This window comes from Ornithinicoccus sp. (assembly GCF_057176825.1).
Window position 1 is genome coordinate 418965 of record NZ_CM169976.1, and the last position, 23492, is coordinate 442456.

25 protein-coding genes and 1 riboswitch are annotated in these 23492 nt (G+C 72.0%); of the genes, 3 read left to right on the plus strand and 22 right to left on the minus strand.

All coding sequences use genetic code 11. The features are described from left to right. Positions 1–88: 88 nt before the first annotated feature. From AC1QRC_RS02205 to AC1QRC_RS02230, 6 genes are all read right to left on the minus strand, one after another. Positions 89–670 carry a hypothetical protein gene (locus AC1QRC_RS02205; protein ID WP_484205222.1) on the minus strand — a complete coding sequence of 194 codons (582 nt, stop codon included), beginning with the start codon at positions 668–670 and terminating at the stop codon, positions 89–91. Between the two features lie 513 nt (positions 671–1183). After that, a complete protein-coding gene (locus AC1QRC_RS02210) occupies positions 1184–1714 on the minus strand; it encodes a SigE family RNA polymerase sigma factor (protein WP_484205223.1) in 531 nt (176 codons plus the stop codon). A 61-nt stretch (positions 1715–1775) separates the two neighbouring features. Then, complete coding sequence (locus tag AC1QRC_RS02215) at positions 1776–3017, minus strand: MFS transporter (RefSeq protein ID WP_484205224.1); 1242 nt, start codon at positions 3015–3017, stop codon at positions 1776–1778. Positions 3018–3048: 31 nt separating this feature from the next. Beyond that, the gene (locus tag AC1QRC_RS02220; protein WP_484205225.1) at positions 3049–4554 is read right to left on the minus strand and encodes a tripartite tricarboxylate transporter permease; all 1506 of its coding nucleotides are present in this window, start codon (positions 4552–4554) and stop codon (positions 3049–3051) included. 1 nt (position 4555) lies between these two features. Then, positions 4556–5104, minus strand: coding sequence for a tripartite tricarboxylate transporter TctB family protein (locus AC1QRC_RS02225; RefSeq protein WP_484205226.1), 549 nt, complete (start codon positions 5102–5104; stop codon positions 4556–4558). Beyond that, entirely contained in the window at positions 5101–6105 is a 1005-nt protein-coding gene (locus AC1QRC_RS02230; RefSeq protein ID WP_484205227.1) for a Bug family tripartite tricarboxylate transporter substrate binding protein, read from the minus strand. The genes AC1QRC_RS02225 and AC1QRC_RS02230 overlap by 4 nt, the downstream gene beginning before the upstream one ends. Before the next feature lie 139 nt (positions 6106–6244). On the opposite strand from AC1QRC_RS02230, the gene AC1QRC_RS02235 reads away from it, so the two are divergent. Continuing rightward, positions 6245–6661 carry a universal stress protein gene (locus AC1QRC_RS02235; RefSeq protein WP_484205228.1) on the plus strand — a complete coding sequence of 139 codons (417 nt, stop codon included), beginning with the start codon at positions 6245–6247 and terminating at the stop codon, positions 6659–6661. On the opposite strand, the gene AC1QRC_RS02240 is transcribed toward AC1QRC_RS02235, so the two are convergent. The 8 genes from AC1QRC_RS02240 to AC1QRC_RS02275 all read right to left on the minus strand — a co-directional run bounded on the left by AC1QRC_RS02240 (position 6648) and on the right by AC1QRC_RS02275 (position 14557). Then, the gene (locus AC1QRC_RS02240) at positions 6648–7400 is read right to left on the minus strand and encodes a GNAT family N-acetyltransferase (RefSeq protein ID WP_484205229.1); all 753 of its coding nucleotides are present in this window, start codon (positions 7398–7400) and stop codon (positions 6648–6650) included. The two genes, AC1QRC_RS02235 and AC1QRC_RS02240, sit on opposite strands and share 14 nt — an antisense overlap. Positions 7401–7442: 42 nt before the next feature. Then, positions 7443–8495, minus strand: a complete 1053-nt coding sequence (locus tag AC1QRC_RS02245; RefSeq protein WP_484205230.1) for a TerC family protein — start codon at positions 8493–8495, stop codon at positions 7443–7445. 210 nt (positions 8496–8705) lie between these two features. Beyond that, the gene (gene pntB, locus AC1QRC_RS02250; protein ID WP_484205231.1) at positions 8706–10100 is read right to left on the minus strand and encodes a Re/Si-specific NAD(P)(+) transhydrogenase subunit beta; all 1395 of its coding nucleotides are present in this window, start codon (positions 10098–10100) and stop codon (positions 8706–8708) included. Further along, complete coding sequence (locus AC1QRC_RS02255; RefSeq protein WP_484205232.1) at positions 10097–11647, minus strand: Re/Si-specific NAD(P)(+) transhydrogenase subunit alpha; 1551 nt, start codon at positions 11645–11647, stop codon at positions 10097–10099. The genes pntB and AC1QRC_RS02255 overlap by 4 nt, the downstream gene beginning before the upstream one ends. Before the next feature lie 90 nt (positions 11648–11737). Further along, complete coding sequence (locus AC1QRC_RS02260; protein WP_484205233.1) at positions 11738–12586, minus strand: alpha/beta hydrolase; 849 nt, start codon at positions 12584–12586, stop codon at positions 11738–11740. Then, positions 12586–13197 (minus strand): alpha/beta hydrolase, encoded by a 612-nt coding sequence (locus AC1QRC_RS02265; protein ID WP_484205234.1) that lies wholly within the window; start codon positions 13195–13197, stop codon positions 12586–12588. Before AC1QRC_RS02265 ends, AC1QRC_RS02260 begins: the two co-directional genes overlap by 1 nt. A gap of 84 nt (positions 13198–13281) precedes the next feature. Further along, positions 13282–13983: a hypothetical protein gene (locus AC1QRC_RS02270; RefSeq protein ID WP_484205235.1), complete on the minus strand. Its 702-nt coding sequence runs from the start codon at positions 13981–13983 to the stop codon at positions 13282–13284. Continuing rightward, positions 13976–14557: a sigma-70 family RNA polymerase sigma factor gene (locus tag AC1QRC_RS02275; protein WP_484205236.1), complete on the minus strand. Its 582-nt coding sequence runs from the start codon at positions 14555–14557 to the stop codon at positions 13976–13978. The genes AC1QRC_RS02270 and AC1QRC_RS02275 overlap by 8 nt, the downstream gene beginning before the upstream one ends. A 158-nt stretch (positions 14558–14715) precedes the next feature. Here AC1QRC_RS02275 and AC1QRC_RS02280 point away from each other — a divergent pair, with 158 nt between their 5' ends. Together AC1QRC_RS02280 and AC1QRC_RS02285 are read left to right on the plus strand one after the other, a co-directional pair. Further along, positions 14716–15438 (plus strand): CHRD domain-containing protein, encoded by a 723-nt coding sequence (locus tag AC1QRC_RS02280; RefSeq protein ID WP_484205237.1) that lies wholly within the window; start codon positions 14716–14718, stop codon positions 15436–15438. Next, the gene (locus tag AC1QRC_RS02285) at positions 15431–15988 is read left to right on the plus strand and encodes a class F sortase (RefSeq protein ID WP_484205238.1); all 558 of its coding nucleotides are present in this window, start codon (positions 15431–15433) and stop codon (positions 15986–15988) included. Before AC1QRC_RS02280 ends, AC1QRC_RS02285 begins: the two co-directional genes overlap by 8 nt. Here AC1QRC_RS02285 and AC1QRC_RS02290 read toward each other — a convergent pair whose 3' ends face one another. The 8 genes from AC1QRC_RS02290 to AC1QRC_RS02325 form a co-directional block, all read right to left on the minus strand. Next, complete coding sequence (locus tag AC1QRC_RS02290) at positions 15989–16288, minus strand: Uma2 family endonuclease (protein WP_484205239.1); 300 nt, start codon at positions 16286–16288, stop codon at positions 15989–15991. Positions 16289–16312: 24 nt separating this feature from the next. After that, complete coding sequence (locus AC1QRC_RS02295) at positions 16313–17272, minus strand: methylenetetrahydrofolate reductase (RefSeq protein ID WP_484205240.1); 960 nt, start codon at positions 17270–17272, stop codon at positions 16313–16315. Between the two features lie 20 nt (positions 17273–17292). Next, a complete protein-coding gene (metB, locus tag AC1QRC_RS02300; protein ID WP_484205241.1) occupies positions 17293–18501 on the minus strand; it encodes a cystathionine gamma-synthase in 1209 nt (402 codons plus the stop codon). A gap of 93 nt (positions 18502–18594) precedes the next feature. Continuing rightward, positions 18595–18715: riboswitch (SAM riboswitch) on the minus strand. 113 nt (positions 18716–18828) lie between these two features. Further along, positions 18829–19917, minus strand: a complete 1089-nt coding sequence (locus AC1QRC_RS02305; RefSeq protein ID WP_484205242.1) for an LLM class flavin-dependent oxidoreductase — start codon at positions 19915–19917, stop codon at positions 18829–18831. Beyond that, a complete protein-coding gene (locus AC1QRC_RS02310; protein ID WP_484205243.1) occupies positions 19914–21575 on the minus strand; it encodes a dipeptide ABC transporter ATP-binding protein in 1662 nt (553 codons plus the stop codon). Before AC1QRC_RS02310 ends, AC1QRC_RS02305 begins: the two co-directional genes overlap by 4 nt. Continuing rightward, positions 21572–22528: an ABC transporter permease gene (locus AC1QRC_RS02315; RefSeq protein ID WP_484205244.1), complete on the minus strand. Its 957-nt coding sequence runs from the start codon at positions 22526–22528 to the stop codon at positions 21572–21574. Before AC1QRC_RS02315 ends, AC1QRC_RS02310 begins: the two co-directional genes overlap by 4 nt. Further along, entirely contained in the window at positions 22519–23289 is a 771-nt protein-coding gene (locus AC1QRC_RS02320) for an ABC transporter permease (protein ID WP_484205245.1), read from the minus strand. The genes AC1QRC_RS02315 and AC1QRC_RS02320 overlap by 10 nt, the downstream gene beginning before the upstream one ends. Then, positions 23249–23491 (minus strand): hypothetical protein, encoded by a 243-nt coding sequence (locus AC1QRC_RS02325; RefSeq protein ID WP_484205246.1) that lies wholly within the window; start codon positions 23489–23491, stop codon positions 23249–23251. The genes AC1QRC_RS02320 and AC1QRC_RS02325 overlap by 41 nt, the downstream gene beginning before the upstream one ends. Between the last annotated feature and the right edge of the window lies 1 nt (position 23492).

The following is a 23492-nucleotide window of genomic DNA, read 5'->3' on the forward strand; positions in this document are numbered from 1 at the left end:
GCCCCATCACCCCACCGGAAGCGCGACCTGGCGGCCCTATCACCCCACCGGAAGCGCGACCAGGCGGCCGCCCGTTCAGGACTTCCGTTCAGTCGCCCCGGATCTCCTCCCGGCTCCCGTCCGGGTCGACCCAGGAGATCTCGGCGTCCGGCGGGGCGCTGACCCAGGCGAAGCGACCCTCGACGTCACTCTGCTCGAGAACCTCCGCGTACCGGATCTCGACCCCGTCGGCCTCCCCACCGTCCGGGCCCTCGACTGCGACCGCGTGGTCCGCGCTGGGGAGGTACCCGACGACCTCACGCCCGTCACCCCCGTCGAGCTCGACCGCCCACCCGGAGCTGGAGTCGCCCTCCCAGCTCGCCTGCTCGTCGCCGAGCCAGACGTGCCACGTCCCGTCCCGCCCCTGCGCCACGAACGGTGGCGGGGACCCGCTCCCGTCGTCCTCGAAGTCGGCGACGACCTCCAGCACCTGGGTCCAGATGACGCCCCACGTCCCGGCCTCGTCGCCCCACGCCATCCCGAGGGTCTCCTTCTCCGGGTCGGTGAACTCGGTGGTCACGTAGGCGTCCAGTCCGGTGCCCGGCAACGGCCGGCGGGTGACCTCGACCGGCGCGCCCGCGGACAGCACCCGCAGCACCGGGGCGTCGGCGTCCACCAGACCGAAGAGCACCTCGCCCTCCGGGGTCGGCTGCGACCTGCGGCGTGACGGTCCTGCCCTCGCGCAGGAACCGCAGCGTGTCGGCGCCGGGCTCACCCCAGCCGCCGACCTCCAGGTCACCGTCGGCCCCCCGGGTGGCGTAGGCGAGGCGTCCTCCGGACTCCCCGCCGCACGCGTCGAACGCGACGACCGCGGTCGTCCCTGCCGCGGACCCGGCGAGCGGCACCTCGGCATACGCGACCCGGTCCAGGTCGATCCGGGTCCCGCCCGGCCCGGCGACGATCCCGCCGCAGTCCACCCAGGGCGCGGCCGGCAGGACCGCCAGGGGACCGGCGTTCAACCCACTCGCCCACAGGGCACCGAGCCCGACCGCGGCGACGGACCCCGTCGCCAGTGCACCCCGTCGGGCCCTGCGACGACGGTCGGACCGGTGGACGACGCCCAGCACCTCGTCGGGATCGAGCCGCAGCCCCGGTGGGGACTCGACCGTGTGCAGGGAACGTGCCAGGTCGCGCTCGTCGGTGATCATCGGACCGTCTCCTCGGTGCGTGCATAGTGCTTCCTGAGGTTCGCCAGCCCCCGCGCGGCCGTGCTCTTGACCGTGCCGGTGCTGATCCCCAGCTCGTGGGCGACCGTCGCCTCAGACAGGTCGCAGTAGTGCCGCAGGACGACCACCCGGCGTTGCTGCTCGGGCAGCGCCGCGAGGGCCTGGATCAGGTCCCGCTGGGCCGCGACGTCGTCGGCGACGCAGCGCCCGGTCGACCCGCGCCAGCACCCGTCTTCGGACGGTGTGTGCGGGTCGACCAGCACCTCGCGGCGTCGCCTGCGCCAGGTGTCGTTGCGGTGGTTCACCAGCACCGTGCGGGTGTACGGCATCGCCTGGCCCGGGCGCACCCGGGACCACGCGGCATACGTCTTCGTCAGCGCGGCCTGGACCAGCTCCTTGGCGTCCTCGACGTCTCCGGTGAGGAACCAGGCGACACGGAGCAGCTCCGGCGTCGCGGCGCGCACGAAGTCACTGAACTCCTCGTCCCGCTCCCGCTTGCGCACCCGCATTCACCTCCCGATCCCGTGCCGACACCACCACCTACGCAGCATCCTGTCGAAAGGTTGCTCCTCACTCCTCGAGTTCGTCCGAAGGCATCACGACCGAGCGGAACGGCGACAGCGTGAGGATCAGCGCCGCCACGACCAGGCCGCCGACCGCCACCGCGATCGCCGGACGATTGCCGTATGCCGAGGCGAACCATCCCGCGAGCGGTGCCGACACGGTGATGGTCCCCCAGTTGAACGACCGGATCGTGGCGTTCATCCGGGCCCGCAACCGGTCCGGCGTGACGGCGTTGCGATAACTCCCCTCGAGCGGTCCCTTCAACCCGTTGGCCACCCCGTAGACCAACTGCCCGGCGAGCAGCACCAGCACCCCGCGCGGCCCGACCGGGGCCGCCAGGGCGATAAGGAACGCCACCGGCGTCAGCCAGTCGGCGAGCACGCAGATCCGCCCGAGTCCGAACCGCTGGGCCAGCCGGGGCGTCAGGCCGGCCGCCAGCACCCCGGTGACCCCGGAGGCCGCGAGGACCAGCCCGATCGCCACCGGACCCAGGCCGATCTCCTGGGTGGCGTAGAACACGAAGATCGTCATCACGGCGGAGTTGAAGAAGAACCAGGTATGCAGAGCGATCGCGTAGGGCGCGAGTGTGCGGTGCCGATAGACCCACCGGGCACCCTCGCGCAACTCCCTCCCGATGTGCCGGTCGGGGGCCCGGGCCGGCGCCGGCTCCTGCACCCGGATCGTGCTGACGAACAGGGCGGACACGGCATACGTCACGGCGTTGACCAGGATGGCGACCGGCGCCGAGAGGAATCGCACCAACGCGCCCGCGAGGAGGGGGCCCACCGACTCGGCGGCCGTCATCGACTGCTCGAGCCGGGAGTTGGCCGACGGCAGCAGCCGCACCGGCACCAGCCGGGGCACGAACGACTGGTGAGCTGCCACCGACGCCACCGACGCGGTCCCGGAGACGAAGACCAGGGCGGCAACCATCGGCACGGTCAGCTGACCGACCAGGGCCAGCGTCGCGATCGTGGCGAACACCACGGCACACAGCGTGTCGCCGGCGATGAGCACGGGCCTGCGGCGGACCCGGTCGACGAGCACCCCGACCAGCATCCCGAGGAGCAGCGAGGGCAGCCACTGGGCGGAGCGCACGAGGCCCAGGTCGGCCTGGTCGGCCTGCAGCGTCTCGATGAGCAACAGCTGGAGGGCCAGGTTGGAGGTGAACAGGCCCAGCCACTTCGTGGTGTCGGACAACCAGAGACGGACGAAGGCCGGGTACTGGAACACCCCGGACCCGGCCATGGGACCAGTCAACCAGCCGGCGCCACCATGCTCAGAAGTCGGCCTTCTGTCGGTTGCGGACCTTGCCGACGACGCTGATCGCGATGGCCAGCAGGAGGAAGACGTAGAGCGTGATCGAGATCCAGCTGCCGACCAGCGTCGCCGGGTCGTTCTGCGAGTTGTTCATCGCGCTGCGCAGGGAGTCCTCGGCGAGCGGGCCCAGGATGACGGCGATCAGGACCGGGGCGAGCGGCACGCCGAACCGGCGCATCGCGAAGGCCAGCACCCCCAGCCCGATCATCAGGGCGAGGTCGACCATGGCGGCCGTCGCGGCATACACCCCGAGACAGGAGAACATCCCGATCGCGGCGTAGAGGTAGGCCTTCGGGATCTTGAGCAGCTGGGCCCACAGGGGCGCGAACGGCAGGTTCAGGATGAGCAGCACGACGAGGCCGATGAAGAGGCTGGCCAGCAGTGCCCACACCAGCTCGGGGTTGCGGTCAAACAGCAACGGGCCGGGCTGCATGCCGTATTGCCGCAACGCCAGGATCATCATGGCGGCCGTCGCCGACGTGGGCAGGCCCAGCGCCAGCAACGCGCCCATCGCGGTGCCTGAGGTGGCGTTGCCCGCCGCCTCGGGCCCGGCCACACCGCGGATGGCGCCGGTGCCGAACTTGGGGTCCTTGCGGCGCCGGTCCAGCCGTCGCTCCAGGCCGTAGGACAGGAACGTCGGCACCTCGGCGCCGCCGGCGGGGATGACGCCGAAGGGCACCCCGAAGCCGGTGCCGCGCAGCCAGGCCGGCAGGGCCTCGCGGAACTCACCGCGGGTCAGGAACGGGCGCCCCTTGGAGGGCATCAGGCTCTGGTCGTCGGGGCGGCCGACCTTGGAGGCGACGAAGATGACCTCCCCCACGGCCAGCAGCGCCACGGTGATCACCACGATGCTGATGCCGTCGAACATCGCGATGTTGCCGAAGGTGAAGCGCTGCACGCCGCTCACCTGGTCGGTGCCGATCATCGCCAGCGCCAGGCCGATCAGGAGTGCGGCCAGGCCCTTGAGCGCCGAGTCCGCGACCACGGCGGAGATGGCGACGAAGGCGAAGATGGTGAGCGCGAAGTACTCCCCCGGGCCGAATCTCGTCGCCCAACTGGCCAGCGAGGGGGCAAAGAACACGACCAGGGTGGTGGCGATGAGCCCGCCGGTGAAGGCGCCGATGGCCGAGGTGGCCAGGGCCTGCGGCGCCCGCCCGGCCTTGGCCATCCGGTGGCCCTCGAAGGTGCCGGCGATGGCGGTGGAGTTGCCCGGGGTGTTCATCAGGATGCCGGCGATCGAGTCACCGAACAGCCCGCCGAAGTAGATCCCGGCAAACATCACCAGCGCTGACAACGGGTCGAGGGTGAAGGTGATCGGCAGGAGCAGCGCCACGGCCATCGCCGAGCCCATGCCCGGCAGCACGCCGACGCCGGTGCCGATGAGCGCACCGAGCAGGACGTAGAACAGTGCCTTGAGGGTCAGGACGTCGCCGAAGCCACCGATCAGGCTGGTGATCTGGTCCATGTCAGCCGCCCATCACGCCGGGGGGCAGGTTGAGCCCCAGGAGTCCGGAGAACACCAGCTGCATGATCGAGGACATCGCGAGCCCGACCAGCAGGTTGAGGACGTACCGCCGGTTGCCCAGCCCGATCGTGATCCCCCAGAAGACCAGCGCCGCGGCGATGATCCACCCCACGGTCTCCAGGATGAGCGCGAAGCCGACGAAGGACCCGACGGTGATCGCCACCGCGGGCCAGTTGCTCGCGGTGCCCGCTCGGAGCGTGCCGTCCTCCTCGATCATCGATTCGGGGACGTCCGGGCTGCGCAGGATCTGGATCGTCAGCAGCACCCCGACCACGAAGCACGCGATGGCGGCGATCCACGGGAAGGCCTTGGGCCCGAACAGTTCGCCGTCGTCGGCGACGTCCATGACCGAGTTGCCGTAGACCAGGAACACCCCGAGGGCGAACAGCACGGCCGGGATCACCAGTCCGCTGCGCCCGGTCCAGAAGCTGTGCGGCCCGGCCGGTTCGTGCACGTCGTGGGCCAGCGGCGAGCGTGGTTCGTCGGTCATTGCACCAGCCCCAGGTCGACGAGGATCTCGGTGATCCGTTCCTGCTCGGTCACCAGGAAGTCCCCGAACTCCTCACCAGTGAGGAAGGACTCCTCCCACCGGTTGCGCTCCACGGCCTCCTGCCACTCGGGGGTGTCCACCATCTCGGTGACGATCTCGATGAGCACGTCCTGCTCCTCGTCGGTCAACCCTGCGGGGGCGACGTAGCCGCGCCAGTTGACCAGGTCGACCGCGGGGTAGCCGACCTCCTCCATGGTGGGCACGTCGAGCCCCTCGAGCCGCTCCGGCGCGACGACTGCGAGCGCCCGCAGCCGACCGTCCTCGATGAGGTCCCGGAAGTCGTTGAAGCCGCTGATCCCGACCCCGGGGGTGCCGGGGGCGGTGGAGAGCAGCGCGATCGTCAGGTCGCCACCGCCGGCGTATGCCGAGTACTGGATCTCCCCGGGGTCGATCCCCGCCTCGCGAGCCAGCATCGCGGCCACCATGTGGTCGATGCCTCCGGCCGACCCGCCCCCGATCGGCAGCGCCGCCGGGTCCGCGGACCACTCCTCGATCAGGTCCTCCAGCGTCTCGTACTCGCTGTGCTCCGGGACGGCGATCACCTCGAAGTCCTCGGCCAACCGGGCGATCGGGGTCATCTCCGCCAGGTCCAGGTCGCTCGGGCTGAGCGCGATCCCGCCGAGCATGACGGTGCCGGTGACCATCATGGTCGAGGACTCCCCGTCCATCCGGGTGAGTTGGCTCAGCCCGATGGTGCCGCCCGCCCCCGGGACGTTGACGACCTGCGGGTTGACCACGATCTGGTTGCTCCGCAGCGCCTGTTGCGACTCCCGGCCGACCAGGTCCCACCCGCCACCGGCCGCGGCCGGCGCGATGATCACCAGCTTGGTGTGCGCGTCGGACCGGGATCCCGAACGGTTCGCGTCGATCCCGGCGGCGATCACCAGGACCGCGACGGCCAGGATGCCGAGCACCCAGCCGACGTTCCTCGGGATCTTCATGGTGCCTCCTGGGCGGCCACCGTGCCGCACATCCTGTCTGATGGTCCATGCCTGGGCCAGGGCGGCTCCGAGTCTGCCACGAACCGCGCGGAGTCGCTTACGATGCGAAGCACCCAGGCAGTCCCCCATGGAGGCCCCCATGTCCGTCGCGGTTGCCCACAGCGAGTCCGCCGAGGGCATCGCCGCCCTCCTGGCCGCCACCGACTGGGCCCACACCCACGGCACCGATCTGCTGGTGCTCCACGTCGAGGGCGACACTGCCGCCCAGACCCACACCCCGGCAGCCAGCGCCTCGGGGGTCCACGAGGTCGAGCGGGAGGTCGCCCAGGCGCTCCGGGAGCACGGTGCCCACCCGGTGGACTGGAGGGTCGTGGCGACCCCGTCCGGGGGCGACGTCGCCTCGGCCCTGCTGGACCTGGTGGTCGAGCACGCGGCAGACCTCCTGGTGGTCGGGTCCCAGCGACGCAGCCGGGTCGGCAAGCTGATCATGGGCAGCACGGTGCAGCGGGTGCTGCTGGACAGCCCGGTCCCGGTGCTCGTCGTCAAGGCTGGCTGACGCCCGACGCCGGCCGCTGCCACTCCACCCGCAGGGCGGTGGGCACGCCGCCGAGGTGCTGCACCATCCCGTGCGAGTCCCGGTTGAGCACATCGGTCTCGGTGACGATCTCCCGGACGCCGCGCTCCCGCAGCCGCGCCACGACGGTGGTGAGCAACGCCGGCGCCAGCCGGGTCCGCCGCCACGGACGCCGGACGCCCAGGCATCCCAGTCGCGGAGCCGGACGACGGTCCCAGACCCGCACCAACCCGTCGTAGCAGCCGGTGTCGTCGTGCACCGCGATCAGGTAGAGCGCCGGGTCGAACTCGTCGTCGCGCAGCGTCTCCAGCAGGTCCTCCGTCGAGCCCTCCCACCCGGCCGCGCCCGGGATGTCCTGCCTGATCTCGTTGTCCAGCCGGGCCACCCGCCCGGGGTCAGCGTCGGTGACTCGTATGACGTGGTGCCGGTCCGCGACCAACCGCCGGTCGGGGAGTCGGTCCAGCGGGATCCGCCAGTGCTGCTCCCGCCGGGTGGCGCGAAACCCGGCGCCGCGCAGCGCCGGCTCCAAGGGGGTGTCCTCAGCGGTCTCGAGCACCAGGGGGCCGTGGGTGTCGGCCGCGACCCGTGCCAGGAGCGTGGCCGCAGCGGCGCTGTCGGCCGGCAGGAGGACCACCCCCTTGCCGTCGGGACGGGGGGCGACCCGGGCGGTCGAGCCTCCCCAGACCCACCGGTCCGGTCCGACCCGCCGCACCGTCGCCATGACGGGCGAGTACAGCAGGCCGACCGGACGGGGGCAACGGGTTTACCGTGCGCCGGGGTCCTCGGAAGGCTCCTCGGACGGCTCCTCGGCGAGCTCCTGGCCGTCGGCTCCGTCCTCGACGGACCGCCGCGCCGTGGCGCGCATGCTGATCAGCGAGGCCACCACCGCGACGGTCATGGACACGACGATGACCAGCAGGGAGTGCCAGGTCTCGATGTGCGGCACCCAGGAGATCGGCTCGCCACCGTTGATCCAGGAGATCTCGTTGGCCTCCATCGCGTGGAAGACCAGCTTGACGCCGATGAAGCCGAGGATGGCGGCGATGCCGTAGTGCAGGTAGACCAACCGGTCCAGCAGCCCACCGAGCAGGAAGTACAGCTGGCGCAGCCCCATCAGGGCGAAGATGTTGCAGGCGAAGACCAGGAACGGGTCGGTGGTGACCGAGAAGATCGCCGGGATCGAGTCGATCGCGAACATCAGGTCGGTCATCCCCAGCGCCAGGATGACGAACAGGAACGGGGTCACGTAGCGGGTGCCGTCGATCGTGACGGTCGACTTGCCGCCGTTCCAGGTCTCGGTGACGTTCATCCGCCGCTTCATCAGCCGGATGAGCGCGTTGTCCTTCTCCCCGGCGTCCTCGTCCTCGCCCACCGCCTGCTGCCACGCGACGTAGACCAGGTAGGCACCGAAGATGTAGAAGAGCCAGGAGAAGGACTCGATGAGCTGCACCCCGACGACGATGAAGATGCCGCGGAGCACGATCGCGATGAGGATGCCGATCATCAGCACCCGCTGCTGCATCACCCGGGGCACCGCGAACCGGTTCAGGATGATGATGAAGACGAACAGGTTGTCGATGGACAGCGAGTACTCCAGCAGCCAGCCCGTGACGAACTCGCCGGCGTGCTGGACATCGCCCATCAACAGCAGGACACCCGCGAAGACCAGGGCCAGGGAGACGTAGAAGCCCACCCATGCGGCGGCCTCCTTCATCGACGGCACGTGGGGCCGCTTGACGACGAGCAGCAGGTCGAAGATGAGGATGGCGGTGAGCACCGCCAGGGCGGAGATCTCGAAGATCTGATAGCCGGACAACGCAGGGGGCCTCTCGGTCGGGGAACGCAGAACGGGCGCGAACGTCTCTCCCGCGCCTGTCCGTTCGACATCGCGCCCCGCGACCGGGGTCTGCCCCGTGATGACGATCGCGGCGTGACGGGATACTCCCCTTCGCCGCCGGTCAGTCTATCCCCGCGGGGCGACTCCCCGGTCATCCCGCCGGCCCCGCGCACCCGGGAGTGACCGGGATCACAGGTCGCGCAGGATCCCCTCGACGGCCTCCTTGGCGTCGCCGAACAGCATGCGGGTGTTGTCGCGGTAGAACAGCGGGTTCTGCACCCCGGCGTAGCCGCTGGCCATGGACCTCTTGAGCACCACGACGTCGCGGGCCTGCCACACCTGCAGCACGGGCATCCCGGCGATCGGGGATCCCGGCTCGTCCACGGCGGCGGGGTTGACGGTGTCGTTCGCCCCGATCACCAGCACCACGTCGGTGTCGGCGAAGTCGTCGTTGATCTCCTCCATGCCGAGGACGATGTCGTAGGGCACCTTCGCCTCGGCCAGCAGGACGTTCATGTGCCCGGGCAGTCGCCCGGCGACGGGATGTATGCCGAAGCGCACCTGTGCGCCCTGCTTGCGCAGGCGGGCGGTCAGGTCCGCGACGGGGTACTGCGCCTGGGCCACGGCCATCCCGTAGCCGGGGGTGATGACCACCGAGCGCGCGTTCCGGAGCATCGCGGCGACGTCGGAGGCGTTGCTCTCGCGGTAGTCCCCGACGCGTTCCCCCTCCTCGAAGACGGCGCTCTCGGTCCCGAAGCCGCCGGCGATCACGGACAGGAACGAGCGGTTCATCCCCTGGCACATCAGGTAGCTGAGGATCGCACCGGAGGACCCGACCAGGGCCCCGGTCACGATGAGCAGGTCGTTGCCGAGGATGAACCCGGCGGCCGCGGCGGCCCAGCCGGAGTAGCTGTTGAGCATCGAGACGACGATCGGCATGTCGCCGCCACCGATCGAGGCGACCAGGTGCCACCCGAAGGCCAGGGCCACGATGGTCATCAGCACCAGCGGCAGGACCGCATGGCTGAGCATGAACCACACCAGCAGCCCCGCCGACGCGACGAGGGCCAGGAGGTTGAGCAGGTGCCGGCGGGGCAGCATCAGCGGGTTGGCCGAGATCCGGGCGCTCAGCTTCAGCGCTGCCACGACGGACCCGGTGAAGGTGACCGCGCCGATGAAGATGCCGAGGAACACCTCGACCAGGTGGATGGTCTCCTCCGCACCGGTCAACGGGCCGGGGGCAATGTAGGCGTTGTAGCCGACCAACACCGCGGCGATCCCGACGAAACTGTGCAGCAGCGCGATGAGCTGCGGGATCGCGGTCATCTCCACGACCCGTGCCCGCCACAGGCCGATCGTGGCGCCGACCGCCATCGCCGCCGCGATCAGGACCAGGGTCAGCAGCGGGTCCTCCGCTTCGAGCGCGGCCAACCAGACGGTCGCCCCGAGCGCCAGGGTCATCCCGACGATCCCGAAGACGTTGCCCCGCCGGGCGGTCTCGTGCCGGGACAGCCCGGCCAGGGACAGCACGAAGAGCACGGCCGCGATGATGTAGGCGGCCTGCACCAGGTTGAGGGCGCTCACGACGCCTCGTCCCTGCGGAACATGCGCAGCATCCGCCCGGTCACGGCGAACCCACCGAAGACGTTGATGCTGGCCACCACGACGGCCCCGAGGGCCAGGGTGCGCACGAGGAGGTTGTCGTTGCCGACCTGGAGCAGGGCGCCGACGAGGATGATCGCGCTGATCGCGTTGGTCTCGGCCAGCAGCGGGGTGTGCAGCGCGTGGGTCACGTTGGTGATGACGTAGAAGCCGACGATCACCGCGAGGGTGAAGACGGTGAAGTGCCCCAGGAAGGCGGGCGGGGAGACGCTGGCGACCAGGGCGAAGAGCACGGCGGCCAGCCCCATCGCGACGTACCGCCGACGGGGGTCCGGCGGCGGCTTCTCCGGCGCTGCCCCGGCGGGCTCCCCCGGCCCCGCCGGCGCGGGTTGCGGCGCGGCGGACACCCGGACGGGCGGTGGCGGCCAGGTCACCTCTCCCTCATGGACGACGGTGAGACCGCGCTGCACCTCGTCGTCGAGGTCCAGCACCAACCGCCCGTCCTTCTCGGGGGTCAGCAGTGCCACCAGGTTGGCCACGTTGGTGCCGAACAGCTGGGAGGCCTGGGTCGGCAGCCGACCGGGCAGGTCGGTGTAGCCCACCACCCGCACCCCGTTGCCGGTGGTCACGACCTCACCGGGCTCGGTCGCCTCGCAGTTGCCGCCGTTGGGGGCGGCCATGTCGACGACCACGCTGCCGGGCCGCATCGCGGCGACGGTCTCGGCGGTGACCAGCCGCGGGGCCGGCCGGCCCGGGATCAGGGCGGTGGTGATGACGATGTCGGCGTCGGCGCACTCGCGGGCATAGACCTCCATCGCCCGGCGCTCCAGGTCCTCGTCCATCTCGCGGGCGTAGCCGTCGGCGCTCGGTCCCTGGTCGGGCAGCTCGACCCGGACGAACTGCGCGCCCATGGACTCCACCTGCTCGGCGACCTCGGGTCGGATGTCGAAGGCCCGGACCACCGCGCCAAGACTGGAGGCCGCACCGATCGCGGCGAGGCCTGCGACGCCCGCACCGATGACGAACACCTTCGCCGGGGGCACGGTGCCCGCCGCGGTGACCTGCCCGGTGAACACCGAGCCGAACTGGTGGGCGGCCTCGACGACGGCGCGGTAGCCGCCGATGCCCGCCATCGAGGACAACACGTCCAACGACTGGGCGCGGGAGACCCGGGGCACCGCGTCCATCGCCAGCGCGGTGACGCCCCGTGCGGCGAGCGCGGCCAGCAGGTCGGGGCTGAGCGCGGGGGCCAGGAGTGCCGCGAGGGTGGACCCGGGCTGCAGCAGGCCCACCTCCGCCTCGTCCGGGGCGTTGACCTTGAGGACCACGTCGGCCGACCACACACCCGGTCCGTCGTCCAGCGTGGCGCCCGCCTCGGCATACGCCTCGTCCGGGTAGCTGGACCGGTGCCCCGCGCCGGACTGAACCGTCACGGCATACCCCAGGGCGATCAGCCGACCCACCGTCTGCGGGGTCGCGGCGACACGTGTCTCCCCGGGGCGCGACTCCATCGGGACGCCGATCCGCACGGGGGCTCCTTCGCCTCGGGGCGGTGACGGTCCCCCTCTGGACCTGCCACCGACTGGCACCCTACAAGGCGGTCCCGACGGCGCCCCGGCTCACCCCACCCTGTCCGCGAGGCGGGCCACGGCATCGGCCAGGGGTGGGCCGAACATCTCCGGGTCGTTGTGGTCCACCCCGTCCAGCACGACCTCCTCCACCAGCGTCCCGGCCCGTGCCGCCACCTCGGCGCTGAGCCGCGTGGGGACGACCGAGTCCGCCGTGCCACGGACCACCGTGACCGGGACGGGGCTGTCGGCCAGGTGCTCCACGACGGGGAACCGGTCCCGCAGCAGCCACCCGACCGGCAGCAGCGGATAGTGGTGGGAGCCGACATCGGCGAGCTCGGTGAACGGCGAGCGGAGCACCACCCCTGCGGGCGGACGCTCCGCCTGCAACCGGGCGACCACCCCGGTGCCCAGGGACTCACCGAGGTAGAGCGTGCGCTCGGGCGCGAACCCCTCCTCCTCCAGGGCACGGGCCGCCGCCAGGGCGTCGGCGGCCAGACCCTCCTCCGACGGGCCGCCGGGGTTGCCGCCGTAACCCCGGTAGTCCAGCAGGAGCACGGTGAACCCGCGCGCCGCCAGTTCCTGCGCGATGCCGGTGCGGCCGGCCCGGTTGCCGCCGTTGCCGGGCGCGTAGAGAACCGCCATGTCCCGGTCCGCGTCGGGCTGCGCGGGCAGCAGCCAGGCGGTCAGGGTCAGGCCGTCATCGGTGGTCAGCGCGACCTCGCGAGCCCCCGGCAGCACCTCCCCGACCGGGGGCGGCTCGGAGCCGTCGGGGCCGTAGATGAGGGAACGTTGGAAGGTCGCGAACACTCCGAGCACCACCACGATCAGAAGGACGAGGACGAGTGCCGCCCGCGTCACCCTGCGCAGTGCGGGGTGTCGGGCCGGCCGGTTTGCCATCACCCCATGGTCGCACCGGCGGGCGGGAGCACCTTCCGGGCGCCCGCGGCGATGGCGGCCTTCCACCGGGTCCGGTGTCGGACCATGAAGTGCCCAGCCCCCCGGAGCAGGTGGTGCTGCGCCCGCCCGCCGCGTGCCCGAGCGCGCTGCACGGCGGCGTGAGAGTCGCGCGGGCTGGTCCAGGTGTCCTCGCTCCCGTGCACCACGACCAGCCTCGTGTCGGCCGGGATGGAGTCGGCGTCGTCCTGCGGCCACCACGGGGCGAGGGCGAGGACGCCGACGACCGCGTGGTGGGCGGCGAGGGCGGCGGCGACCCGGCCGCCCATCGAGTGGCCGACCAGCACGACGGGGCATCCTGGGTGCTTGGTCCTCAGCGTCACGAGCGCTGCTCGGCCGTCGGCCACGGCATGCCGTTCGGGCTCGTTCCACCCGCGGTGCCGGTAGCGCAGGCGGTAGACCGCGGTGTCGGGCAGCGCACGACGCAGCGTGCCGGCGACCCCGACCATCCGTGCGTGGGACAGGTGCCACGCGCGGGAGGGGCTGGTGCTGTCCGGCTTGCCCCCGGGGAGCACCAGGAGCACCGCCTCCGGGTGGCTCGGGGCGCGAGACACGAGACCAGGTAGTGCGTGCGGGTCACACCGGGTCTTCGGTGCCGGTGATCGGGTGGATGGTCGGGCCTTCAGTCAGGTCTTCGGTCAGGTGGAGGCCACGGGCAGGTCGGACACCAGGCGCACGGTCTCGTCGGCCGAGTCGATCCGCACCTGGACGACCTCCTCCCGCATGATCGCCGCGTTCATCCGGCAGACCACCGTCGCCTCGGCGCCGATGAACGTGCCGGAGCTGAACTCCTCCCCGGACGTCGAGACCAGCACCACCTCGAAGGTCTCCCCGATCTCGAGCCCGTCGATCTCCAGCAGCGTCTCGGTCCCCCAGGTGTGTGCCACCAAGGAGGCCTCGATCCGGCTGCCCGTCGGCTCGCCGGTGAAGCTGATCTCCTCCACGGCGCCCAACGTGCCGGGAGGCCCTTCCACCGGTGCATCCACCACGCGCTGGTAGGTGAGCGTCCCCGCCACCCCGACCCCGACCAGGCACGCCGCCGCAGCAGTCAGGAGCCAGCGCGAACGCCGGGGCGGAGCGACGGGCGCGGGCTCGTCCGTGACCTCGCGGTCGGCAACGGCGGCGACGCGGTCGGCCAGGTCCTCCGGCGGGTCTGCCTCGACCCAGCCCAGCCCGGCGCCGTCCAGGCGTCCGAGGGTGTCCCGCAACTCCGCCAGTTCCTGCTGGATCGAGGGGTCCCGGCGCGCGGCCTCGTCGAGTTCTGCCTGCTCGGCGGGGGTCAACTCGCCCGCGAGCGCGCCGGCGATCAACTCCGCCCGGCGGTCTGCGTCCTCACTCATCGTCTTCCTCCTCGGCCAGGATCTCCCTCAGGGCCCGCAGGCCGCAGTACGTCCGACTCCGCAGCGTGCCGACCGGCACCCCCGTGCGCTCGGACAGCTGGTCGTAGCCCATCCCCTCGAGCTGCACCGCCACGAGGACCTCCCGGTGCTCGGCGCTCAACCGGGCCAGGCCGGCGAGCAGCACGAGTCGGTCCTCGACCGCATGGTCGGTATGCGGGGTGGCCGGTTCCGCGATGCCGTGCGCCTCATCCTCCGCCACCAGTCGCGGTCGCCGGCCCCTGGCCCGCAGCGCATCGACCACGACGTTGCGGGCGATGGCGAACAGCCAGGTGCGTTCGGACGCCCGCTCGCGGCGGTAGCGGTCCCGGGCCCGCCAGGCCCGCAGGAAGGTCTCCTGCACGCACTCCTCGGCCAGGCCGCGGTCGCCGACCCCGTTGAGAGCGAAGCCGAAGAGCACGCGCCCGTGCTCGGCATACGCCCGGCGCACGTCGAAGCCGGCGGGAGGATCGTCGTCGTCCAGGGCGACCACCTTCTCGTCGTCGGCTGACCTCGTCAGGACGCTCGTCGCGGTCACCTCCTCCGGTCCCGGGGGATACGCCCACCGGGCCCGGCGCGTTCACCGACACCGTCGGAAGGATTCGTCCTGTGGCTGCTGAACGCGGCGACCTCATCTGTCGTACACCCTCACACAGCGGCCCGGCTCGCGGCGCCGCACACACCGGAGGAACCACGATGCACACCAGGACCACCAGCACCCGGATCCGTCTCGGCGCCCTCGGCGGACTGGCCGGCGCCGCCGCCCTGCTCACCCTCGGCACCGTGCCCGCGCACGCCGAGACCGAGGTGGACCGACCGGACACCTTCACCTCGGCATACACCGTGATGGCGACCCCGGACAACGTCATCGACCCGGACGGCAACGCCGCGCCGGGCGAACCGGGCGCCACCGGCACGTTCAACTTCATGATCAACGCGGAGGAGGAGATCATCTGCTTCGACATCACCCTCGAGGGCGTGACGCCGCCGTATGAGTCCCCCGCCAAGACGGCCACCCACATTCACCAGGCGAACGCCGGCGAGCCCGGCCCGCCGCGGCTCGCCTTCCCGAACCCGGCCGGTGACGGCGAGGTGCTCACCAGCAGCGGGTGCCTGCAGGGGCCATTCACCACCGGGGTCGAGGGTGACGACGGCAGCGACACCGGCGAGGGCTTCTCGCTCGCGGAGATCGAGGCCAACCCCGCCGGCTTCTCGGCGGACACTCACACCTCGCAGTTCGTGCCCGGCGCCGTGCGCGGGCAGCTCGTCCAGGTGCCCGTGGGTGGCGTCGAGACCGGTCTCGGCGGCGCGGCCCCGGCCTCGTCCCAGGACACCACCCCCCTCGTGCTCACCGGGTCCCTGGCGCTGCTGGGCGTCGCCGCCGGCGCGATCGCCGTGCGTCGCGGTGCGCGTGGCTGAGCACCCCCACACACCTCCGGCACCAGCCGAGACCGCCGCGACGTCGGCGGCGCCCACCGCACCCGCCACGACCACGCCCGCCACCACCAGCATCCCCGTCCCGGCGCCACCGGGCCGACTGCTGATCCCCGTGCTGGGATTGGACGAGCCGTTGATCGACCTCGGCCTGGCAGACGACGGCTCGATGGAGGTGCCGGCGGACCCGGACCGGGCCGGGTGGTTCACCGGGGGTGGACGACCCGGCGGGCACGGACCGACGGTGCTGGCAGGGCATGTGGACTCCACCGCGGGGCCGGCGGTCTTCGGCAGCCTCACTCGACTGCGCCCCGGCGACGAGGTGCTCGTGGAGAGCACCGACGGCCGACGGGTGACCTACCGGGTGGACCGGGTCGCGGACTACCCCAAGGGGGCCTTCCCGACGGAGGAGGTCTTCGGTGCGACGCCGGCCGACGAGGTCCGGCTGATCACCTGCACCGGCGCCTGGGACAGCCTCGCCTCGGCATACGAGGACAACCGCGTCGTCTACGCCTCGGCCCAGCCCGAGCCGTGATCAGTCCCGGACCAGGTCGTCCGGGACCACCCGCACCGGCCACGGCACGGTCATCGAGGCCACCTGCCGCCCGATGGCGGGTGCCGCCTCGTGGAAGGCCCCGTCGCCCAGTTCCCAGGCCTGCAGCGACGGCTCGTCCGGGTCGACGATCCAGTACGCCGAGGCACCGGCGGCCTCGTAGCGAAGCCGCTTGGTGCCGAGATCGAGGTAGCGGGTGCTGGGGGACAGCACCTCGACTGCCAGGGCGGGTGGTCCCTCGACCCCTCGTGCCGTCACCGACGTCGTCGCGGCCACGATCACGTCCGGCTGGACGACCGCGAGAGCTCAACCACTGGCCAGGCGCTCCCTGAGGTGCGCCGCCAACTGCACCGAGGCGTCGATCTCGACCCGGCGGATGGACACGCTCTCGATGTTGAACCCGAACGGCATTCCCAGCCGGGTGCAGAAGTCTGCGAGACCGGCGGCGATCTCGGTGCACTGCCGGAACGACTCGGCGAGCGGGTCGTCCGCCCGCTCGATCTGGTTGAGCAGCCACCGGGGTAGGTGCACCCCCAGCCAGCGGAGGAAGTCCAGCGTCTTCAGCGACCCGCACACCGACAGGGTGAACACCAGGGGTGCCGGCCGGATCCCCCGGTCGACGCACGCGTAGTAGTAGTCCGAGACCAGGTCCTTGGCCGCGTCGACGTCGTAGACGACCTGGGTCACGAAGAAGGAGGTCCCGGCGTCCTGCTTGCGCAGCATCCGGGTGTGCTCGTCGCCCCGAGCGGCGTGCCGCTCCGGTATCGCCACCGCCCCCAGGGACAGCCCGGCCCCGGCATCGCGCCACAGGGACTGTGCCTCGGTGAGCCTGGTGCGCACCTGCTTGGAGCCCGAGGAGGCTCCCACGAGGACCGTGGCGACCCGCGCCGGGTCCTGGTCGCTGAGCCACTGCTTGAGCTCGGTCGGCTGATACTTGCCCACCGAGCGGTAGATCACGACGGGTCGGTCCCAACCTGCGGCCAGGTGCCCGGCGTGGAACCGGGCCGGGTCGAGGGTCGGCAGGTAGGGGAAGGGGCGCTCCTCGGGGTTGCGGTCGCTCTCGTCCTCGATGTCGTAGAGGATCAGCGCGTCCAGGTCCAGGTCCCCGAGCCGCCCGGTGGTGACCTCGGCGATCCTGCGCAGGTCCTCCTCGGGGGTGTTGCGCCGGGGCGGGGTGATGCTGAACAGCAGCAACGGACGCTCCGGGAGCGCCAGCCGCGCGGCGAGACCGGTCGGCACCGTCTGCTCTCGCTCCCGATCGCTCACCGGGCCTCCTCCCGACACCCTCACGCTACCTCGCTGCGGCCCAGCGCCCCCGCAGCCTCCGCGGCCGCCAGCGCCCGGTCCAGGGCCCCGCGCACGTCGGCCACGAGGTCGGCAGGGTCCTCGATGCCCACCGACAGCCGGAGCAGCCCGTCGCTGATGCCCGCGACCTCCCGGGCCTCGGGGGTCATCGAGGCGTGCGTCATCGTCGCGGGGTGGGCGACGAGGCTCTCGGTGCCACCCAGCGATTCGGCCAGGCTGAAACATCGCAGCCCGTCGACGAAGGCCCGCACGGCAACCTCACCGCCGACCAGCTCGAGGGAGAGCATCGCCCCGAAGCCGTCCTGCTGTCGCGCCGCGAGGTCGTGACCGGGGTGGTCGGGCAGGCCCGGGTAGTAGACCCTGGCCAGTGCGGGGTGATCGGCGAGCTCGTCCACCACGGCGGCGACGTTCTCCTGGTGCGCCCGGATCCGGGTGTGCAGGGTGCGCAGCCCACGCAGGGTGAGGTAGGAATCGAAGGGGCTGCCCACGATCCCCAGCACGTTGGCCCAGTAGGCGAACTCCTCGTGCAGCTCCGGGGTGGCGGCGATGACCGCACCGCCCACGACGTCGCTGTGGCCGTTGATGAACTTGGTGGTCGAGTGCACCACCGCGTCGACACCGAACTCGAGGGGCCGCTGCAGGATCGGGGACAGGAAGGTGTTGTCCGCCACCACGATCGCACCGACCTCGTGCGCCGCCTCGGTGACCGCCGCGAGGTCGGTGATCCGCAGCAACGGGTTGGACGGGGTCTCGATCCAGACCACCCGGGGGGCCGTGGGTGCGGCGAGCGCCTCCCGCACCGCCGTCAGGTCGCTGAAGTCGACGGTCCGGCTCTCGAACTGCCCCCGTGCCGAGAGCGAGTCGAAGAGCCGCCAACTCCCCCCGTAGCAGTCGTGGGGCACCAGGATGGTGTCGCCCGGGCGCAGCAGCGCCTGGGTGCACAGTGTGATCGCCGCCATCCCCGTCGCCGTAATCGTCCCGGCGTGGCCGCCCTCCAACGTGGTCAGCGCCTCGGCCAGCACGTCGCGGGTCGGGTTGCCGCTGCGGGTGTAGTCGTAGGTCCGCTTGACGCCGAACTCGGCGAAGCTGAAGTTGCTGGACAGATACAACGGCGGGATGACCGCACCCTGCGACGGGTCGGCGTCGATGCCGGTCCGCAGACCGCGGGTGAGTCGGGAGATCTCGGTCATGTCGGTGGCGCCTTTCCCAGGTGTCCGGCCGCCAGATCCTGCGACATGCGGACGATGGGCGCCTCTCGCCAGCGGGCCACGGCCCGTCCGCGAGCTCCATCTTCCGGCCAATCCCCGAGGGACGCCGCAGGATTTGGCACCTTTGCCGCGGGTTGCCCCGCGGCAGGCTGCCCCGGCTTCGTCGGGCCTGTCCCTCAGCCGGTCGTGATGGATATCGTTCGGCAGCCTAACCCATCTGGGCCTCAGGACGAAAGGTGACCCTCGACACGATCCCCGACCGGCGCAGGATCTTCGGCGCGCCGGTCAGCGACACGACAAACCGTGCCGTCAGCCGGCTGCCAGTTCCGGGGCCGCGCCGAACGCCGGGTTCACCGGCGCTGCCAGCGGACGGGACGGGATCTCCCGGCGCAGCACGGGCGCCACCTCGGACTGGAACAGCTCGAGCGTCCGCCGGTGCTGCTGGGGGGTCAGGCCCTCCCCGTCGGCGTGCAGGTGCTGCACCTCGTGCCCGAGCTGCTCGTGGTAGCGGTGCACCTTCTCGATCACCTGCTGCGGGCTGCCGACGAGCGCCGAGCTGCGCTCCAGGAAGTCGTCGTAGTCGCGGAACGACGGCTCGACCCCCGCCGCCGCAAACTGCCGGGCCCGCGCCTCGTAGACGGGGCGGTGCAGCGCGACGGCCTCCTGGCTGTCCCGGGTGACCACGAAGCCCGCGGACCCGGCGCCGACGAGCGCGTCGGACGGGTCGCGCCCCGCCGCGGCCCACTGCTCCCGGTAGTACCGGACCAGTTCGGCATACGGCTCGATCCCGTGCGTGACGTTCGCCGAGAAGAGCGGTTCGCCGAACTCGACCGCCACGTCGACCGACGCCGTCGAGGTCGCGCTGCCGTGCCAGACCCGGATCGGACGCTGCAGCGGCTGCGGCCACACCTCGGCGTCGACCAGCGGCGGGCGGAACTGCCCGGACCAGGTGATCCGGTTGTTCCTCCACAACCGGCGGAACACCTCGTAGGACTCCCGGTTGCGGGCCCACTGGTCCTCCGGGGTCACGTGGAACAGCTCGCGCTGCGCCGACCCGTTGCCCTTGCCGATGATCAGCTCCAGCCGCCCGTCGGCCAGGTTGTCCAGGGTCGCGTAGTCCTCGAACGCGCGCACCGGGTCCAGCAGGCTGAGCGTCGTCACCCCGGTGAACAGGCGGATGCGGCTGGTCCGTGCCGCGATATGGCTCAGCACCACGGTCGGCGAGGAGGAGATGAACGGCCGCTCGTGCCGCTCCCCCACGGCATACCCGTCGAACCCGAGCTCCTCGGCCAGGACCGCGTTGTCGACCACCTGCCGCAGCCGTTCGTATGTCGACAGCCGGGTCCCGGTGACCGGGTCGGGCAGGTGGGTGATGAGGGTGAGGACGAGGAACTTCACGCCGGGACTCCTGCGGTGTGGTGTCGCGTCCCGGCGATCGCCGAGAGCAGCTCGTGGGTGTACGGGTGGGTGGGACGCTCGAAGACCTGCTCGGTCGGGGCCAGTTCGACCACCCGGCCCTGGCGCATCACGGCCACGTCATGGGCGATCTGCCGGACGACGGACAGGTCGTGCGTGATGAACAGGTAGGCCAGGCCGTCCTGCTCCTGCAGCTCCGCGAGCAGTTCGAGCACCTGCGCCTGCACCGAGACGTCGAGCGCCGAGACCGCCTCGTCGCAGACCACGAGGTCCGGCGACAGGGTCAGGGCGCGGGCGATCGCGACGCGCTGCCGCTGCCCGCCGGACAGCTCGGCCGGCTTGCGGGCGAGGGTGCCGTCCGGCAGGGCGACCCGGTCCACCAGGCGTGCGGCCAGCTCCCGTTGCGTGGCCCGGCTGCCGACCGAGAACGCCCGCAGCGGCTCGGTCACCAGCTCCTCGACGGTGAACCGCGGGTCCAGCGAGGCGTACGGGTTCTGGTAGATGAGCTGCGCCCGGCGCCGCAGGTCGCGCCACTCCCGTCCCTTCGCGGTGGTGATGTCGGCCCCGTCGAAGGTGACGGTGCCGGACGTCGGGTCGGCCAGGCGCAGCACCAGCCGCGCCGTGGTCGACTTCCCGGATCCGGACTCGCCGACCAGGGCCAGGGTCTGGCCCCGATGCAGCGTGAAGCTGACGTCGTCGACCGCCCGCACCGTCCGCGGACCGCTGCCGCGGGTCGCCGGCAGGGTGAAGTCCTTGATCAGGTGCTCCACCCGGACGAGCGGGATTGCCCCGGCGGACGCCGGCGCGGGCCGGCGGTATGCCGTGCCGGTCACCCCCGCGCCGGTGCCGGCGCCCAGGCCTAGCCCGGGAGCACTGGCCAGCAGCCTCCGGGTGTAGTCGTCCTGCGGGTCCTGGAGGATCTGCCGGACCGGGCCCTCCTCGACGACAAGCCCGCCCTGCATCACCACGATGCGGTCGGCCCGGTCTGCGGCCACGCCCAGGTCGTGGGTGACCAGCAGCATGGAGCTGCCCAGGTCGGCCGTCAGGGTCTCCAGGTGGTCCAGGATGCGCCGCTGCACGGTGACGTCGAGCGCACTGGTCGGCTCATCGGCGATGAGCAGGTCCGGCTCACCGGCGATGGCGATCGCGATGAGGACCCGCTGGCGCATGCCGCCGGACAGCTCGTGCGGGTACTGCCGCGCCCGCACCTCGGGCCGATCCAGCCCGACCTTCTCCAGCAGCGTCAGGGCCTGCGCCCGGGCGACGGCCCGCGGCAGCCTCCGGTGCGCCGTGATGGCCTCCACGACCTGGGGCCCGATCCGTTTCACCGGGTTGAGCGAGACGCTCGGGTCCTGCGGCACGAGGCCGACCTCGCGGCCCCGGACGGTGCGCAACCGTCGCTCGCTCCACCCGCTGACGTCGCGCCCGGCGAGCTCGATGCTGCCACCCTCGACCGTGGCGTTGTCGGCGAGCAGCCCGATGACCGAGTGGGCCAGGGTGCTCTTGCCCGAGCCGGACTCCCCGACCAGGGCGACCACCTCGCCCTTCCCGACGGCCAGGTCCACCCCCTTGAGGGCCTCCACCGGTCCCCGGGAGGTCTGGTAGGCCACCCGCAGGTCACGCACCTCGAGCACGGTCACCGGAACGCACCCCACTCCCCGTCCAGGGCCTTGGAGACCCGGTTGACCGCGAGCACGGTCGCCGCGATGGTCAGGCCGGGCAGCGTGGTCAGCCAGCTGGCGCTCGCCAGGTAGTTGCGGCCCTCCGAGACCAGCGACCCCCACTCGGGCGCGGGCCGGGGCGCCCCGTAGCCGAGGAAGCTCAGGGCCGACACGGCCAAGATCGCCATGCCGAACTCCAGCACCGCCAGCGCCAGGATCGGGCCGGACGCGTTGGGCAGGATGTGCCGCCGCAGCGTGACGTGCCAGCGGGACCCGAGGGACCGGGCGGCCTCGACATACGTGGCCTGGCAGACCCGCAGGGTCTGCGACCGGGCGATCCGGGCGAAGGTCGCCACGCTGCCGACGGCGACCGCGATGGCCACGTTCGTGGGCCCGAAGCCGAGCGCCGCAATCAGGGCCAGCGACAGCAGCAGCGACGGGATCGCCATGAGCACGTCGACGACCCGCATGACCGCGTGGTCGACCCAGCCGCCGAGGAAGCCGGCCACCACCCCGAGCAGCCCCCCGGCGGCCAGCGCCAGGCCGACCGCGATGAGGGCGGTGCGCAGCGACAGCGCGGTGCCGTGCACGACCCGGGTGAACAGGTCCCGGCCCAGGTTGTCGGTGCCGAACCAGTGCGCCGAGTTCGGGGCCAGCAGCTTCTCCGCGGTGACGCCGACGTCGGGGTCACCGGGGGCGATCAGACCCGGGGCGAAGGCCGCCACCACGACTACCAGCAGGAGGGCCACGCTCAGCAGCAGGCCGGGCCGGCGCAGGCCGAACCGGACCACCCGCGGCAACCGCGGGGCCCGGGCCAGGCGGCGCGCGGTCGACCGTGGTCGCGCCGGGGCGGCGGACGTGCCTGCCGGGGCCTCGGCGGACCTGTCGGCCGGGGGCGGGTCGAGGAGGACCGTGGTCTGGGTCAGCGACATCGGGCGCTCCCTCCTAGGAGTAGGACCGGCCGACGGCGACCCGGGGGTCGGCGAGCGGCAGGACGAGGTCGACGATGAGATTGGCCAGCACGAACACGGTGGCGCCGAGGACGACGACGCCCTGGACGACCGGCAGGTCCTGGAAGCTGACCGAGGTGACGGTGAGGCGCCCGACACCGGCCCTGCTGAACACGGTCTCGACGATCACCGAGCCGGCCAGCAGGTTGCCCACGACCAGCCCGAGCACCGTCAGCACCGGCAGCGAGGCGTTGCGCAGCGCGTGCCGGGCGTGGATCGCGCAGTCGGCTGATCCCCTTGGCGCGCGCGGTCACGATGTAGGGCTCGGCCAGGGCGTCCTTGAGGCAGGTCGCCAGCACCTGGGCGATCAGCGCGCCGATCGGGATCGCGAGGGTCACGGCCGGCAGCACCAGGGAGCGCCAGCCGTGGTCCCCCAACGCGGGGAACCAGCCGAAGGTGAAGCTGAACCACTGCACCAGCACCAGGCCGACCCAGAAGGTGGGCAGCGACACCGCCACCGGCGGCAGCGCGAGCAGGAACTGGCGCAGCCAGCCGACGGAGGTGTAGGTCGCCAGCACCGCCAGCGTCCCGCCGAGCAGCACGGCCAGCACCAGGGCGCTGGAGGCCAGCTGCACGGTGCTCGGGAGGGCCTGGGCGATCGCGGCGGTCACCGCCTGCCCGGACTGCACCGAGGCGCCGAAGTCACCCTGCAGCGCGGCCAGGAGCTGGGTGCCGTACTGCACGAGCAGGGGGTCGTCGAAGCCGTACTGGGCACGCAGCGCGGCCAGCTCCTCCGCGCTGACGGGTGCGCCCTTCCATGCCGCCGGAGGCCATGGCGGCCACCGGGTCGCCGGGCAGCAGGTAGAGCACCAGGAAGGAGACCGTGTAGGCCGCCCACAGCACGCCGACCGCCAGGCCGAGCCGCACCGCGACATACCGCGCCATG